Consider the following 13,166-nt stretch of genomic DNA (forward strand, 5'->3'; position numbering starts at 1 on the left):
TAGCACGCATATACCGTTATTGTAAAATATAATACATAATAATGGAGGAGAAAATGGCATTGAAGATCATTGGGAAGTTCACCGGAAAATCACGCCTTCTAAGCGCCCCTCTGGCCGCCCTTCTGGCCGGAAGCGCTCTCTCGCTTGCCGCAGGCCCGGCATTTGCCGAGGGCAAGACGCTGGACGTCGCGATCATCGGTGAGGCCGACACGTTCGACCCGATGATGTCGACCAAGGACGTGGTCTCCATCGTCACCCAGCATTTCGTCGAGACGCTCTACACGTTCGATGGCGGCTGGAACATTGCGCCGCTTCTGGCGACCGAGCTGCCGGAAATCAGCGATGACGGCCTCACCTACAAGATCGGCATCCGCGAAGGCGTCACCTTCCATGACGGCTCCAGCATGGATGCAAAGGACGTCGTGGCGTCTCTCGACCGCTGGCTGAAAGTGGCCACACGCGGCAAGGGCGTGGCCGACAAGGTGGCTTCGGTCGAAGCGACCGGCGATTACGAAGTCACCATCACGATGAAGGAGCCCTATTCGCCCCTCCTGTCGCTGCTGGCCTTCTCCAATTCCGCGGCCGCGGTCTATCCGGAAGAGATCATCGCCGACACGATTGAAACCGTGGTTGGCACCGGCCCCTACAAGATCGCCGAGCACATGCCGGACCAGCATCTCCAGCTCGTGCGCTTTGAAGATTACGCCTCGCGCGACGAAGCGCCGGACGGCGCTGCCGGCAAGCGCGAACAGCTGGCCGATGAAATCCGCTTCATTCCGGTTCCCGATCCGAACACCCGCGTCGAAGGGCTTCTGTCCGGCCAGTTCGACTTCGCCGACGGCCTGCCGGCTGAAAGCTACAAGCGCCTTGAAGAGAACGAAACGGCCGACCCGCTGCTTCTCAAGCCGTTCGGCTGGCCGATCTTCGCCGTCAACCACAAGGATGGCCTCCTGACGGACAAGAACATCCGTCTGGCTGTTCAGGCGGCGCTGCCCATCGATGACATGCTGTTTGCCGCCTTTGGCGACGACAATTTCTTCATCACCGACGGGCCGCTTTACCCGGAAGGCTGGGCCTGGCGCACGGAAGCAGGGGCCGAACTGTTCAACCAGAACGACCAGGCCAGGGCCGGTGAGCTGCTCAAGGAAGCCGGCTATGACGGCACCCCGCTGCGCATCCTCACCTCGCGCCAGTATGAGTTCCACTTCAAGATGGCCGAAGTGGCCAAGATGGCGCTGGAATCGGCAGGCTTCAAAGTCCAGATGGACGTGGTCGACTGGGCAACGCTCGGCCAGCGCCGCGACGATCCGGCCGTATGGGATATCTACATCACCCATTCGCCGTTCCTGCCCGAGCCGGCGCTCACCTCGCTCTATGACAAGTCGTCCCGCCTTGGCTGGTCGAACCCGGAGAAGGACAAGATCCTCGACGCGTTCACCAGCGAGACCGACATTGCAAAGCGCAAGGAGCTCTTCGCCGAACTGCAGAAGCAGGTCTTCGAGGATGTAGGCTTCATCAAGATCGGCGCATTCAACGCGCTTCAGGGCACCCGCAAGGGTCTTGAAGGTGTGCCGGCTTCTCCGTGGCCCTTCTTCTGGAACGCACAGGTCCAGTAACGGCCACTCTTCAGGGGCCGCTTCGCTCCCGGCGGCCCCTTTTTCGATCTGAGTTCGGAGAACGCGTATGACGCGCTATATCCTCAAGCGCATCCTGGGAATGTTCATCGTCATCTTTCTGGTGCTGACGATTGCCTTCCTGATCGTTCGTCTTGCGCCGGGTGATCCCGCCGCCCTGATGCTGGGGCCGGAGGCAACGCCTGAAGAAACAGCCGCGCTGCGCACCGAACTCGGCCTCGACCGCCCGATCGTGGTTCAATATTTCACCTTCGTCGTGAACGCGGCCCAGGGCGACCTCGGCACCTCGCTGTTCTTCCGCCAGCCGGTCACGCAGGTGCTGGCGGCGCGGGCCGAGCCCACCATCTTCCTCGCGCTTTTCTCTCTCGTATTCGCGCTGGTCATCGCAACACCCATCGGCATCTACGCGGCCTATCGGCGGGGCTCGTTTCTCGACCAGAGCGCCATCAGCACGGCCATGCTCGCCGCCTCCATTCCCAGTTTCTGGACCGGCCTCATGTTCCAGCGCTATCTGGCCACCGATCTCGGCCTCTTTCCCGCATCGGGCTATGGCGGGCCGGACGCCAGCTTCATCGAGCGGATGGGCTATCTGATCCTGCCCTCCATCGTGCTCGGCATCGTCAATTCCGCGCTCATCCTGCGCTTCACCCGCGCGTCCATGCTCGACATTCTGGGCGAGGACTATATCCGCACCGCCCGCTCCAAGGGCATGGGCGAACCGCGCGTCGTGCTGCGCCACGCGCTGAAGAATGCGGCCATTCCCATCATCACGGTCATCGGCCTCACCTTCGCGCTTCTGGTTTCCGGCGCGGTGGTCACCGAGCGCGTCTTCAACATTCCCGGCATGGGAAACCTGGTGGTCAGCGCGGTCCTGCGCCGCGACTACCCCGTCATTCAGGGCGCGCTCATCGTCGTCGCGTCGCTCTATGTGCTCATCAACCTTGTCACGGACCTGCTCTATCTGACCGTCGACAAGCGTGTTCGGTACTAGCGCATCGGCCCGGAAACCGGAAACGATTTCCGGAAAGAACGGTGCGTAGATTCAATAGGTTAGAGCGTCCTTTATGCGTCCGAATGGACGCATGGCGCTCTGGGGAGAAGGCATCATGGCCGCTGCATCCGCTGTCGCAGATCAACCAAAATTCTTCACCGCCCTCTTCTCAAGGCGCGCCGTTCTCATCGCACTCGTCATCTTCGTCGTGCTTGTTCTTCTGTGCGTCTTCGCCCCGCTCATCGCGCCCGCAGATCCGGCGAAAATGTCGGTGCGCGCACGCCTCACCGCGCCCGGCGCGGATTACCTTCTGGGCGCCGACGCATTCGGCCGCGATGTGTTCTCACGCCTTCTCTATGCGGGCCGCGTGTCGCTCTCCATCGGGCTTGGCGTTGCCGCTGTCTCTTCGGCCATCGGCATCGTGATCGGCCTGATGGCCGGCTTCTTCCGCCGGCTGGACGCTCCAATGTCGCGCCTCGTCGATGCGATGATGGCCTTCCCGGACATTCTTCTGGCCATCGCACTGGTCTCGATCCTCGGCGGTTCCATCGTCAATGTGGTGATCGCGCTCTCCATCGTCTACGCGCCGCGCATTGCGCGCATCGTGCGCGCCTCAACGCTGGTGATCCGCGAACTGCCCTATGTGGAGGCGGCGGTCTCGCTCGGCTCCTCTACCTTCTTCATCATGACCACCCATGTGCTGCGCAACATCCTGTCGCCCATCATCGTGCAGGCAACCTTCACCTTCGCCTACGCCATGCTGGCGGAGGCCGGGCTTTCCTTCCTCGGCGTCGGCATCGATCCGTCAACGCCGAGCTGGGGCACGATGATCAATGAGGGCCGGCAATATATCGATCAGGCGGCATTCCTGATCTTCTTCCCGGGCATCGCGATCTCCATCGCAGTGCTCTCCCTGCAATTGATCGGCGATGGACTGCGCGACGCGCTCGACCCCCGTTTGAGCAAGGATCTTTAAGACATGGCGCTCAGGCTTACCAATTTCCGTCCTGTCGGTCTCGACAACGCACCGGCTGAAATCTTCGTCGGCGATGACGGGCTCGTGGCCGGCACGCCGATCACCGGCGCGGAAACCATCGACTGCAAAGGCGCATATCTTTCGCCCGGCTGGTGCGATCTGCATGTGCATGTCTGGCACGGCGGCACGGATATTTCCGTGCGCGCTTCCGAGGCCGGCCGCAAGACCGGCGTTACCGCCATGGCAGATGCGGGCTCATCCGGCGAAGCCGCATTTCATGGCCTGCGCGAATATGTGATCGAGCAGCAGCAGGAGACGGTTCGCGCCTTTCTCAACATCGGCTCCATCGGGCTTGTCGCCTGCAACCGCGTGCCGGAGCTGATCGACCTGCGCTCCATCGATGTGGACCGCACGCTGGCCGTCGCCGAAGCGAACCGCGATGTCATCTGCGGCATCAAGGTGCGGGCAAGCGGCGTCATTTCCGGCGCATGGGGCATCACACCGGCAAAGATCGCCAAGCGGGTCGCGGAAATTCTCGATCTGCCGCTCATGGTTCATATCGGCGAACCCCCGCCGCTGATCGACGAAGTGTTCGACATTCTCACCCCCGGCGACATCGTCACCCACTGCTTCAACGGCAAGAAGGCCGGCTCGATCCGCGACACCAAGGCGCTGTTAGCGCAGGCGCAGCAACTGGCGGGGAGCGGCGTGCGCATGGATATCGGCCATGGCGTCGCCTCGTTCAGCTTCGACACCGCGCGCGAGGCCATCGCCAACGGGCTGAAACCCTGGTCGATCTCCACCGATCTGCATCTGCGCAATGTGAACGGGCCGGTCTATGACCTCGCCACCACCATGTCGAAACTGCTGGCCGTCGGCCTTTCCTTCGACGAGGTCATCGCCGGCGTGACCGAACGCCCCCGCTCCGTTCTGGGCCTTGGCGCATCGGGCGGCGCGACACCGGGTCAGAAAGCCGATTTCACGGTCTTCGATGTGGATGCCGCAAACATCGACGCCGTCGACAGTCTCGGCGGGCATCTGACACTCGAAAAACGGTTCGAGCCGCGCCTCACGGTCATCGGCGCATCGGCCATGCCGGCCGCAAGGAGGAGCGCATGAACGAACCCGTTCTCGACGTCCGCAATCTGCGGGTCGCCTTCCGCGCCCGCCGCTCTTCGGTGACGGCGCTGCGCGATGTCAGCTTCACGCTGCACCCGGGCCGCACGCTGGCGCTGGTGGGCGAAAGCGGCTCGGGGAAATCCGTCTCCTCGCTCGCCATTATGGGGCTTCTGCCGCCCAATGGCGCGGTGACGGGTGGCGCGATCCACTATCGTGCGGTGGACAGCAGCGTCTCGGACCTCACGAAAGCATCGAAAAGCGAGATGCGCGCACGACGCGGCGCGGAGATCGCCATGATCTTTCAGGAGCCCATGTCCTCGCTCAATCCGCTGTTCACCATCGGCGACCAGATCGGCGAAATGCTGCTCCTGCACACGGATCTCGACGCCAGGCAGCGCCGCCAGCGGGTTCTGGAAATGCTGGAGCTGGTGGAAATTCCCGCCGCCGCATCCCGCATCGACAATTATCCGCACGAGCTTTCCGGCGGCATGCGCCAGCGCGTGATGATCGCGCTGGCCATGGTCTGCAACCCCGCCCTGCTGATCGCCGACGAGCCGACCACGGCGCTCGACGTGACCATTCAGGCGCAGATCCTCGATCTGATGCGCCGCCTGCAAAAAGAACTCGGCATGTCGATCCTGTTCATCACCCACGACATGGGCGTGGTGGCGGAAATGGCCGACGATGTGGCGGTCATGTATGCCGGCGCCATCGTCGAGCAGGCGGGCGCTTCGGAACTGTTCGCCCGGCCGAGCCACCCTTACACGCGCGGTCTGCTGCACTCGATCCCGATGCCCGGCAGGCCGGAGGGCGAGCGTCTCGTGCCCATTCCCGGAACCGTTCCGCCATTACACGCCATGCCGGAAGGCTGCGCCTTCGCGCCGCGCTGCGGTCTGGCGGATGAAGCCTGTCGCAAGCCGGTTTCGCTCAGCGATTTTGCGCCCAACCACCGTGTTGCCTGTTTCCACGCCGGACGGGAGGTGACCCATGTCTGAACCGCTTCTGCAGATCCGCAATCTGTCCAAGCGTTTCGTCACGCCGCGCGGCACCATCCATGCCGTGAGCGATGCGAGCTTTGACATACCGCGCGGTTCCATCACCGGTCTGGTGGGCGAAAGCGGCTCCGGCAAGACCACGCTTGGCCGCACGCTGCTTCGCCTTGTCGAACCGACAGAAGGCCAGACCATCTTCGACGGGCAGGATCTCAACACGCTCAGCGCCTCTGAGCTGCGCGATGCGCGCCGGCGCATGCAGATCATCTATCAGGACCCGGTTTCCTCGCTCAATCCACGCCTGCGCGTTGCCGACATCATCACCGAGGGCCTGCGCGCCCATGGCATCGGCAACCGCGCTTCACGGCGCGACAAGGCTGCCGCACTTCTGGAAGAGGTCGGCCTTCAGGCCGATCACATGAACAAGTTTCCGCACGAATTCTCCGGTGGCCAGCGCCAGCGCATCGGCATTGCCCGCGCCCTTGCGCTGGAGCCGGAATTCATCGTCGCGGATGAAAGCGTTTCGGCGCTCGACGTCTCCATTCAGGCGCAGGTGCTGAACCTGCTGCTCGACCTGCGCGAGCGCCGCAACCTCACCATGCTCTTCATCGCGCACGATCTTTCGGTAGTGGAATATCTCTGCGACCAGATCATCGTCATGTATCTGGGACGGCTGGTGGAGAAAGGCCCCTCACGGCCGCTCTACAGCGATCCCCGCCACCCCTATACACGCGCGCTTCTTTCGGCGATCCCCGTGCCCGACCCGGCGCGCGATCACAGCCGCACCATCCTTCGCGGCGACATTCCAAGCCCGCTCGATCCGCCATCGGGCTGCGTCTTCCGCACACGGTGTCCGCATGCAGCCGACATCTGTGCCGAAGGCGTTCCCGCACCCGTCGAAACCGGCCCCGGCCACCACTCCTTTTGCAAGCGAACAGAAGAACTCTATGCCACAGCCTGATCTCAAAGAACCCGCTTCCGCACGGCTTGCGGCACTCGGCATCGAGCTGCCGCCCGCCGCTCCCTCGCCCATCGGCGCATTCTGCAACGTGCGCCAGACAGGCCGCCTCGCCTATGTTTCCGGCCAGGGCCCCGTTCTGCCGGACGGCACATTGCTGCGCGGCAAGGTGGGTGCAGACGTGGACGCAGACACCGCCCGCGAACACGCGCAGCTCGTGGCGCTCAACATTCTCGCCACGCTGCGCGATCATCTGGGCGGGCTTGAGCGCATCAGCGGCGTCGTCAAGCTTCTGGGGCTCGTCAACGCGACGCCGGATTTCGAGCGGCACCCGCATGTCATCGATGGCGCTTCCACCCTGTTCGCCGACATTTTTGGAGAAAACGGCATTCACGCCCGCTCCGCATTCGGCGTAGGCTCGCTGCCAAACAACATCACCGTGGAAATCGAAGCGGTCTTCGAGCTGTACGAGTAGGGGACTTTTGAAAATGGCAGGCGAGACAGACGGCATGTGGTCCTGGCACGACACTCACAATTGCTCCCGACTGATCAATGTATCGGGAACCATGACAAGCCTGGGCGGCTCGATCACCAGCCCCGCCGTGCAGGGAGAGACGGCGGCCATCATGGGCGAATTCGTCAACATGCATGAGTTGCAGGCGCATGCCAGCCGCGCCATCTGCGACCTGACGGGCGCGGAGGCCGGCTGCGTGACGGCATCGGCGAGTGCGGGCATCTCGCTTGCAATTGCCGCCAGCATGACCGGCCTGAACCCGGGCCGCGTGGAGGCTCTGCCAAAAGATCCCGGCGAGAAGAACGAAGTCGTCGTCCAGCTCGGCCATCTGTGCGGCTATGGCGCACCCGTCTCGCAGGCCGTGGACCTGACCGGCGCAACCGTGCGGCCCGTCGGCCAGTCGACCCATGTGATGGACTACCAGCTTGAAAGCGCGCTTAATGAAAAGACGGCGGCAGCCCTCTACGTGGTGTCGCACCATGTGGTCCATTACGGGCAGATCCCGTTCGCCCGCTTTGCGGAAATCTGCCACCGCGCCAATGTTCCCGTCATCGTAGACGCCGCTTCGGAATACGACCTCACCGGGTTCATCGATCAGGGTGCGGATATCGTGATCTATTCCGGCCACAAATTCCTCGGCGGCCCCACATCCGGCCTCATTGCGGGCCGGCGCGATCTGGTGCGCGCCGCCTATCTTCAGAACATGGGCATCGGGCGCGGCATGAAGGTCGGCAAGGAAAGCATCGCCGGCGCCATCGCCGCTCTGAGGCAATGGCAGAAGCGCGATCACGAGGGCATCCGCCGGCAGGAGCGCGCCGCGCTGGAGCTCTGGCAGAAAACGCTCTCCGCATTCTCCGGCATCGACCCGGTGATCGTGCCGGACCCAACGGGCAACCCGCTGGAGCGTCTTCAGGTCAATGTCGATGCGCGAAAGCTTGGCGCGAGCGCAGCGACAGTCGCCCGCGCGCTGGGCGAGCAGGAACCGCGTCTCATCGTGCGCAATCACGAGGTGGAGCTTGGTTATTTCCAGCTCGATCCGTGCAATCTGAAGCCGGGACAGGCCGAAATCGCCGCAGAAATTCTGGCAAAGGTCTGCGCGGAGGCCGGAAAGCTGGAAGAACGGGCCGACGATTATCACGCGGCCCGCAATGGCGGCGTCGATCCCTATCTCAACTGGCTCTCCTGAGCCGGTCTTTCAGGTTGCCCGGCGCGTCGGCCCCACAAGAGGGGGTGGGGCCGACGCATTGGTCCGGCAATCAGTTGGACAGACGGTAATCCAGCGGCGGCTCGCGGTCGCCGATCAGGGCCGAATAGCTGAATTCTTCGCCACGCGCGTTTTCGAACTCGACCTTCGCGGCCTCGATCACGTCGGGAGACTGGAACAGTTCAGCCGCCGCCGTCGCCAGCGTTTCGGCGGCAAGGCGCGTGCCCTTGTGGCCGATGGACATGCCACCCGCCGCAACGGCCTGCCAGCTATGCGTGGCCGTTCCCGGCACCCAGGTCGCCGTTCCAAGGCCTACGGTCGGCGAAACCCAGCTCACATCGCCCACATCGGTGGAATAATAGCCCTGACCGCCGAAGGAATAGTCCTGCACATCCGCCACCGAGCTCAGGGCCGGCTTCTTGCGCAGCGTGGTCTGGAGCTTCGTGGCGAAGTCGGTTTCCTCCGCGTCCCACGCGATCGGAGCGGCAGCGCGCAGATTGCGATCCATCAGCTTGCCGAGCACGTCATTGGGGAGAACCGAGTAGACGCCGCCGACACGCTCGACGGAGAACTCCGTGCCCGTTCCAAGCGCTGCGCCTTCGGCAGCCTTCTGAATGCGCTCGAACACGTCGGCCACGACGGCCGGATCGGGATGGCGCACATAGAGATAGCTTTCCGCCGAATTCGGAACCACGTTCGGGGCCGCGCCGCCATTGGTGATCACATAGTGGATGCGGGTTTCCTGCGGCACGTGCTCGCGCATCATGTTGATCATGTGATGCATGGCCTCGACACCGTCGAGTGCGGAACGACCCCGCTCGGGATACATGGCCGCATGGGCGGACTCGCCCTCGAAACGGATCTTGGCGCTGACATTGGCGAGCGAACGGCCCTGCCCTGCGCGGTTGGTGCTGGAGGGATGCCAGTGCAGCGTCACGTCGACATCGTCAAACAGGCCGCCGCGCACCATATAGACCTTGCCCGAACCGCCTTCCTCAGCCGGTGTGCCGTAGAGCCGGACCTGGCCTTCGACACCGTTTTCCTTGAGCCATTTGGAAACGGCAATGGCGGCCGCAACCGAGCCCGCGCCGAACAGGTGATGGCCGCAGGCATGCCCGCTTTCAACGCCCTCGGCCGCTTCCTCGTGCGGCACCGCCGCCTGCGACATGCCCGGCAGTGCATCCATCTCCGCCAGAATGGCGATCACCGGACCGCTCTTCGACCCGCTGCGGGCGATGAAAGCCGTCGGAATGCCACCGACATTGCGCTCCACTTCGAAGCCGGCTTCTTCCAGCTCCGCGATCAGCAGACCGGAGGTCTCCTCCTCAAGATATCCCAGCTCGGGATTGGCCCACATCCGGGTCGCGATCTCGTTCATGCGCGGGCTGTAGTCCTGCACCAGCCCGGCCAGTTCCGCACGCTGTTCCTCCGTAAGCGGCGCAGCCAGAGCCTGCGGCGCACTCGCCATAGCCAAGGCCGCAGCCAACGCATACGTAACCGACAATCTCATTGCATCCTCGTAGTTTTATTAATTGGCAAAGCAAGCTAGCAGCGGATCGGAACCATAAGGAAGCACAATTTGTATTTTTCGACAGACGATCTTCAAAAACGGCGGCGTCTCTATTTTCAACAAGGGCCAGAATCCCTGAAAAACCATGTCTTCTTCAAACGTTTTCTGTAAACGCGTAAACAGAAAGACAGTTCAAAAAACCCCGGAAACCATGCGAAATCCGCGACCTTGACACCCGCCCCTCCTCCACCTTTCCTAGGGGAGACAAGGTAGTCGGCTTCAGGCAACACTACCGACAGGGGGAGCGCGCATGACAGGGGAGCAGGAAACCGGCGACCAACCACCCGGCAGCGCCTTTGCGAGCGTCTCCACCCTCGACCAGAGACCCGACCAGCGCTTCGAGTTCTGGCGCAGCCTGTTTCCCCTCATCGAACTCGATATTTCGGACAAGAGCCGCATTCGCCAGTTCAAGGCCAGGCTGATGCGTTATCAGGCGCCGGACGGATGCGTTTTCGGCTTCGGCGCGAATGACAACACCCATGCCCGTTTCGCCAGGCCGGAAAGCGATTTCGTGCTGCTCAACCTCACGCTTTCGGGCCGCGCCGAGCTTGAACTCTCCGGCGACCGCCGACATGTGGTCGATGCCGCGTCGGGACTTCTCGCGCTGGACGGCACAAGACCCTTTCGGACGAAGAGCTACGGACACGCAACGCTCTGGATGACGCTGCCGCGCGACATGGTTGCCGCCATTGCCGGAGAAGAAACGGGCGTCCTGAAAGACGGCCTCGCCTTTCTTCCGCAAAACGGCCTGTCGCGCATTCTTGAAGCCCATTTGCAGATGATCGCCCGCGAGGGTGACGGCATGGACAGGCGCTCTGCCGAACTGGCGCTGAAAGTCGCCACCGATCTTGCGCTCGGCGCCCTCTCCCGGACACGCGACGCACTGGACGCGGAACCGGACAGGCCCCATGACAGCGCGATCTTCACCGCTGCGCTGCGCCACATCCGCGCCAGAACCAGCCAGCTCGACCTCACCGCAGCCGCAATCGCCGACGCGATTGGTTGCTCACGGGCCCGCCTTTACCGCGTCTTCGCGGCCAATGGGCGGGCCGTTGGCGACGCCATCAGAAACGCCCGCATCGAGCTTGCATCGACACAGCTCGTCAATCGCCCCGACACGCCGGTAAAGCAGATCGCCCATGGCTGCGGCTATGCCGACGCCGCCGCCTTCGCCCGCGCGTTTCGCGCCACCACTGGCCTCACCCCCTCGGATTTCCGGGAGCGCCATCAGGAAACCGACAGATAAGCCGGTTCATTTGTGTCGTTTGAGACCCTGCGCACAGCCGTGAGACACCCTGCATGGCCCTTTTTTGATAAGGCTCCGGAAAATGTTCAAGGGGGTTCCCGGGGGGTTACATGAAACGACTGACCATCGCGACTGCGCTTTTTCTCGCCGCCGGCGCAACCAGTGCCCACGCCGCCGACACCTTTCCCTCGGCGGGTGAAGCGCCAGCCGAGAAGTGGCAGGGTTTCTATGCCGGCGCATGGCTGGGCTATCACTGGGGCAATATCGAGAACACGTATTGCAACGGCATTTGCGGCGACGATCTGGACCTGAGCGGTGCGGTTGGCGGTGTGGAAGTCGGCTATAATTTTGCCGTCGACCAGAACTGGGTGCTCGGCGTCTTCGCCAATGTCCCGCTTCTCAAGCCGCAGGAAGACGCAGACGTGCCGATCTTCGGCACCTATGACGTCGATCCGCGCTGGGCCGCCTATACCGGCGTGAAGATCGGCCGCGCCTATGGCCAGTGGATGCCCTATGGCCTGGTCGGCCTCGGCGTCGCGCGGGTCAAGGTCACAGACCCCGTGGGCACGTCTTCCAGCGCAACGCATCTCAGCGGCGTTGTGGGCGCGGGCGTCGAATACATGTTTGCCGACAACTGGTCGCTCGACGGTCGTTTCGTCTACAGCTTCTCCAATGAGAAGGATTACGATTTCTGCACCGGCGGGTTTTCCTGCCCCTCGGGCTACAAAGAAAACGCGCCCAACGTCACGATTGGCCTGAACTATCAGTTCTGAACAGGCTTCGACGCGCGCAATGCCCACACAGGAACCACACGCATACCCAAGCCGGCCCGCAGCACAATGAAGCCGGACAAGAAGACGAGCTTCGCCGACCTCGACGGCAAATTTGCCGTCGTCACCGGCGGCACGCGCGGCATCGGAGCCATTGTGGTCGAACGCATGCTTGAGGCGGGGGCCAGCGTGCTGTTCACCGGCACCGATGCCGACCGCGGCCGGCAGGCGCAGGAGCGCATGGGCGGAACCTTTCTGCGCGCCGACGCCGCTTCCCCGGACCATGCCGACCACATCGCCAAAGCGGTGCGCGAGCGCTTCGAGAGGCTGGACATCCTCGTCAACAATGCAGGCAGCCTGGGCAGCCCGCAGGGCGTCGAAGACACCACGCCCGAGGCGCTTGATCAGACACTCGCCGTCCATCTGCGCGCGCCATGGCTCACCATGTCCGCGCTTGCGTCGCTGATGCGCCCGGCCGGCGGCAGCATCGTCAACATGGCCTCCATCGCCGGGCACCGTGTCGGCGCATCATCCGTCGCCTATTCGGTCAGCAAGGCCGCGCTCCAGCACCTCACGCGCTGCGCAGCGGCGGAATTCGGCAAGGATGGCATCCGCGTGAACTCGATCTCGCCGGGCTTCGTGTCGACGGACATTCACGCCGCCGCCATTCCCGGAAGCGAGGCGCGCGGCGCGCGCTTCGTGCAGGGGCTCGGCAAGGTGTTCGTCTCCCGTCAGGCGCTGCCGCATCTCGGCCAGCCCGGCGACATCGCAGAGATCGTGCTTTTCCTGGCTTCCGATGCATCCGCCTTCATCACGGGCTCCGACATCGTGGCCGATGGCGGCGTGATCTGGGGCAGAGACAGTCTTGGCTGAGACGACCCGCGAGGCACCATGAGCAAACCACCGCACACAGGCACCGCCATCAGGGCCGAACTGACACGGATCATCGCCCGCGAGGGCGAGATCGCGCCGGAGCGCCTCATTCCCGAAGCCACACTCGACACGATCGGCATCGCCTCGCACGATCTCGTTCTCGTGCTGATGAGCATCGAGGAAACCTTCGACCTCTATGTCGCCGTCGACAGCGATTTCGCCGATGTCGAAACGCTCGACCAGCTGCTTGGCCTCCTCACCAGCCGGATCATGGAGCATCAGGCGCAGGCGGAGCCCGCCGCAAGCGAAGCCTGCTGAC

At 63.3% G+C, this 13,166-nt stretch carries 13 protein-coding genes; 12 read left to right on the forward strand and 1 reads right to left on the reverse strand.

Annotation, left to right across the window (positions count from 1 at the left end):
• Positions 1 to 53 precede the first annotated feature (53 nt).
• The 8 genes from DEJ54_RS02585 (at position 54) to DEJ54_RS02620 (ending at position 8,370) form a co-directional block, all read left to right on the forward strand.
• Entirely contained in the window at positions 54 to 1,616 is a 1,563-nt protein-coding gene (locus tag DEJ54_RS02585; protein WP_113153186.1) for an ABC transporter substrate-binding protein, read from the forward strand.
• Between the two features lie 67 nt (positions 1,617 to 1,683).
• The gene (locus tag DEJ54_RS02590) at positions 1,684 to 2,625 is read left to right on the forward strand and encodes an ABC transporter permease (protein WP_113153187.1); all 942 of its coding nucleotides are present in this window, start codon (positions 1,684 to 1,686) and stop codon (positions 2,623 to 2,625) included.
• Between the two features lie 115 nt (positions 2,626 to 2,740).
• The gene (locus tag DEJ54_RS02595) at positions 2,741 to 3,601 is read left to right on the forward strand and encodes an ABC transporter permease (RefSeq protein WP_113156036.1); all 861 of its coding nucleotides are present in this window, start codon (positions 2,741 to 2,743) and stop codon (positions 3,599 to 3,601) included.
• 3 nt (positions 3,602 to 3,604) lie between these two features.
• Complete coding sequence (locus DEJ54_RS02600) at positions 3,605 to 4,720, forward strand: amidohydrolase/deacetylase family metallohydrolase (RefSeq protein WP_113153188.1); 1,116 nt, start codon at positions 3,605 to 3,607, stop codon at positions 4,718 to 4,720.
• Positions 4,717 to 5,715 carry an ABC transporter ATP-binding protein gene (locus tag DEJ54_RS02605; protein ID WP_113153189.1) on the forward strand — a complete coding sequence of 333 codons (999 nt, stop codon included), beginning with the start codon at positions 4,717 to 4,719 and terminating at the stop codon, positions 5,713 to 5,715. Before DEJ54_RS02600 ends, DEJ54_RS02605 begins: the two co-directional genes overlap by 4 nt.
• A complete protein-coding gene (locus DEJ54_RS02610; RefSeq protein ID WP_113153190.1) occupies positions 5,708 to 6,673 on the forward strand; it encodes an ABC transporter ATP-binding protein in 966 nt (321 codons plus the stop codon). The genes DEJ54_RS02605 and DEJ54_RS02610 overlap by 8 nt, the downstream gene beginning before the upstream one ends.
• A complete protein-coding gene (locus DEJ54_RS02615) occupies positions 6,660 to 7,145 on the forward strand; it encodes a RidA family protein (protein WP_113153191.1) in 486 nt (161 codons plus the stop codon). Before DEJ54_RS02610 ends, DEJ54_RS02615 begins: the two co-directional genes overlap by 14 nt.
• A gap of 13 nt (positions 7,146 to 7,158) precedes the next feature.
• Positions 7,159 to 8,370, forward strand: coding sequence for an aminotransferase class V-fold PLP-dependent enzyme (locus tag DEJ54_RS02620; protein ID WP_113153192.1), 1,212 nt, complete (start codon positions 7,159 to 7,161; stop codon positions 8,368 to 8,370).
• A gap of 70 nt (positions 8,371 to 8,440) precedes the next feature.
• Here DEJ54_RS02620 and DEJ54_RS02625 read toward each other — a convergent pair whose 3' ends face one another.
• Entirely contained in the window at positions 8,441 to 9,856 is a 1,416-nt protein-coding gene (locus tag DEJ54_RS02625; protein WP_245447777.1) for an amidohydrolase, read from the reverse strand.
• A 352-nt stretch (positions 9,857 to 10,208) separates the two neighbouring features.
• Here DEJ54_RS02625 and DEJ54_RS02630 point away from each other — a divergent pair, with 352 nt between their 5' ends.
• The 4 genes from DEJ54_RS02630 (at position 10,209) to DEJ54_RS02645 (ending at position 13,165) form a co-directional block, all read left to right on the forward strand.
• Positions 10,209 to 11,204, forward strand: coding sequence for an AraC family transcriptional regulator (locus DEJ54_RS02630; RefSeq protein WP_113153194.1), 996 nt, complete (start codon positions 10,209 to 10,211; stop codon positions 11,202 to 11,204).
• 110 nt (positions 11,205 to 11,314) lie between these two features.
• Positions 11,315 to 11,977, forward strand: coding sequence for an outer membrane protein (locus tag DEJ54_RS02635; RefSeq protein ID WP_113153195.1), 663 nt, complete (start codon positions 11,315 to 11,317; stop codon positions 11,975 to 11,977).
• 66 nt (positions 11,978 to 12,043) lie between these two features.
• Entirely contained in the window at positions 12,044 to 12,847 is an 804-nt protein-coding gene (locus DEJ54_RS02640) for an SDR family NAD(P)-dependent oxidoreductase (protein ID WP_113153196.1), read from the forward strand.
• An 18-nt stretch (positions 12,848 to 12,865) separates the two neighbouring features.
• Positions 12,866 to 13,165: a hypothetical protein gene (locus DEJ54_RS02645; protein ID WP_113153197.1), complete on the forward strand. Its 300-nt coding sequence runs from the start codon at positions 12,866 to 12,868 to the stop codon at positions 13,163 to 13,165.
• Position 13,166: the final 1 nt, after the last annotated feature.

It is taken from the genome of Nitratireductor sp. OM-1, from assembly GCF_003296175.1.
In the GTDB taxonomy this organism is placed as follows: Bacteria; Pseudomonadota; Alphaproteobacteria; order Rhizobiales; family Rhizobiaceae; genus Nitratireductor; species Nitratireductor aquimarinus.

Bases quoted from the DNA above. Each gene is read 5' to 3' on its own strand.
- DEJ54_RS02620 (WP_113153192.1), top strand. From the start codon at position 7,159: ATGGCAGGCGAGACAGACGGCATGTGGTCCTGGCACGACACTCACAAT.
- DEJ54_RS02630 (WP_113153194.1), top strand. From the start codon at position 10,209: ATGACAGGGGAGCAGGAAACCGGCGACCAACCACCCGGCAGCGCCTTT.
- DEJ54_RS02595 (WP_113156036.1), top strand. From the start codon at position 2,741: ATGGCCGCTGCATCCGCTGTCGCAGATCAACCAAAATTCTTCACCGCC.
- DEJ54_RS02610 (WP_113153190.1), top strand. From the start codon at position 5,708: ATGTCTGAACCGCTTCTGCAGATCCGCAATCTGTCCAAGCGTTTCGTC.
- DEJ54_RS02635 (WP_113153195.1), top strand. From the start codon at position 11,315: ATGAAACGACTGACCATCGCGACTGCGCTTTTTCTCGCCGCCGGCGCA.
- DEJ54_RS02585 (WP_113153186.1), top strand. From the start codon at position 54: ATGGCATTGAAGATCATTGGGAAGTTCACCGGAAAATCACGCCTTCTA.
- DEJ54_RS02625 (WP_245447777.1), bottom strand. From the start codon at position 9,856: ATGGCGAGTGCGCCGCAGGCTCTGGCTGCGCCGCTTACGGAGGAACAG.
- DEJ54_RS02640 (WP_113153196.1), top strand. From the start codon at position 12,044: ATGAAGCCGGACAAGAAGACGAGCTTCGCCGACCTCGACGGCAAATTT.
- DEJ54_RS02600 (WP_113153188.1), top strand. From the start codon at position 3,605: ATGGCGCTCAGGCTTACCAATTTCCGTCCTGTCGGTCTCGACAACGCA.
- DEJ54_RS02605 (WP_113153189.1), top strand. From the start codon at position 4,717: ATGAACGAACCCGTTCTCGACGTCCGCAATCTGCGGGTCGCCTTCCGC.
- DEJ54_RS02590 (WP_113153187.1), top strand. From the start codon at position 1,684: ATGACGCGCTATATCCTCAAGCGCATCCTGGGAATGTTCATCGTCATC.
- DEJ54_RS02645 (WP_113153197.1), top strand. From the start codon at position 12,866: ATGAGCAAACCACCGCACACAGGCACCGCCATCAGGGCCGAACTGACA.
- DEJ54_RS02615 (WP_113153191.1), top strand. From the start codon at position 6,660: ATGCCACAGCCTGATCTCAAAGAACCCGCTTCCGCACGGCTTGCGGCA.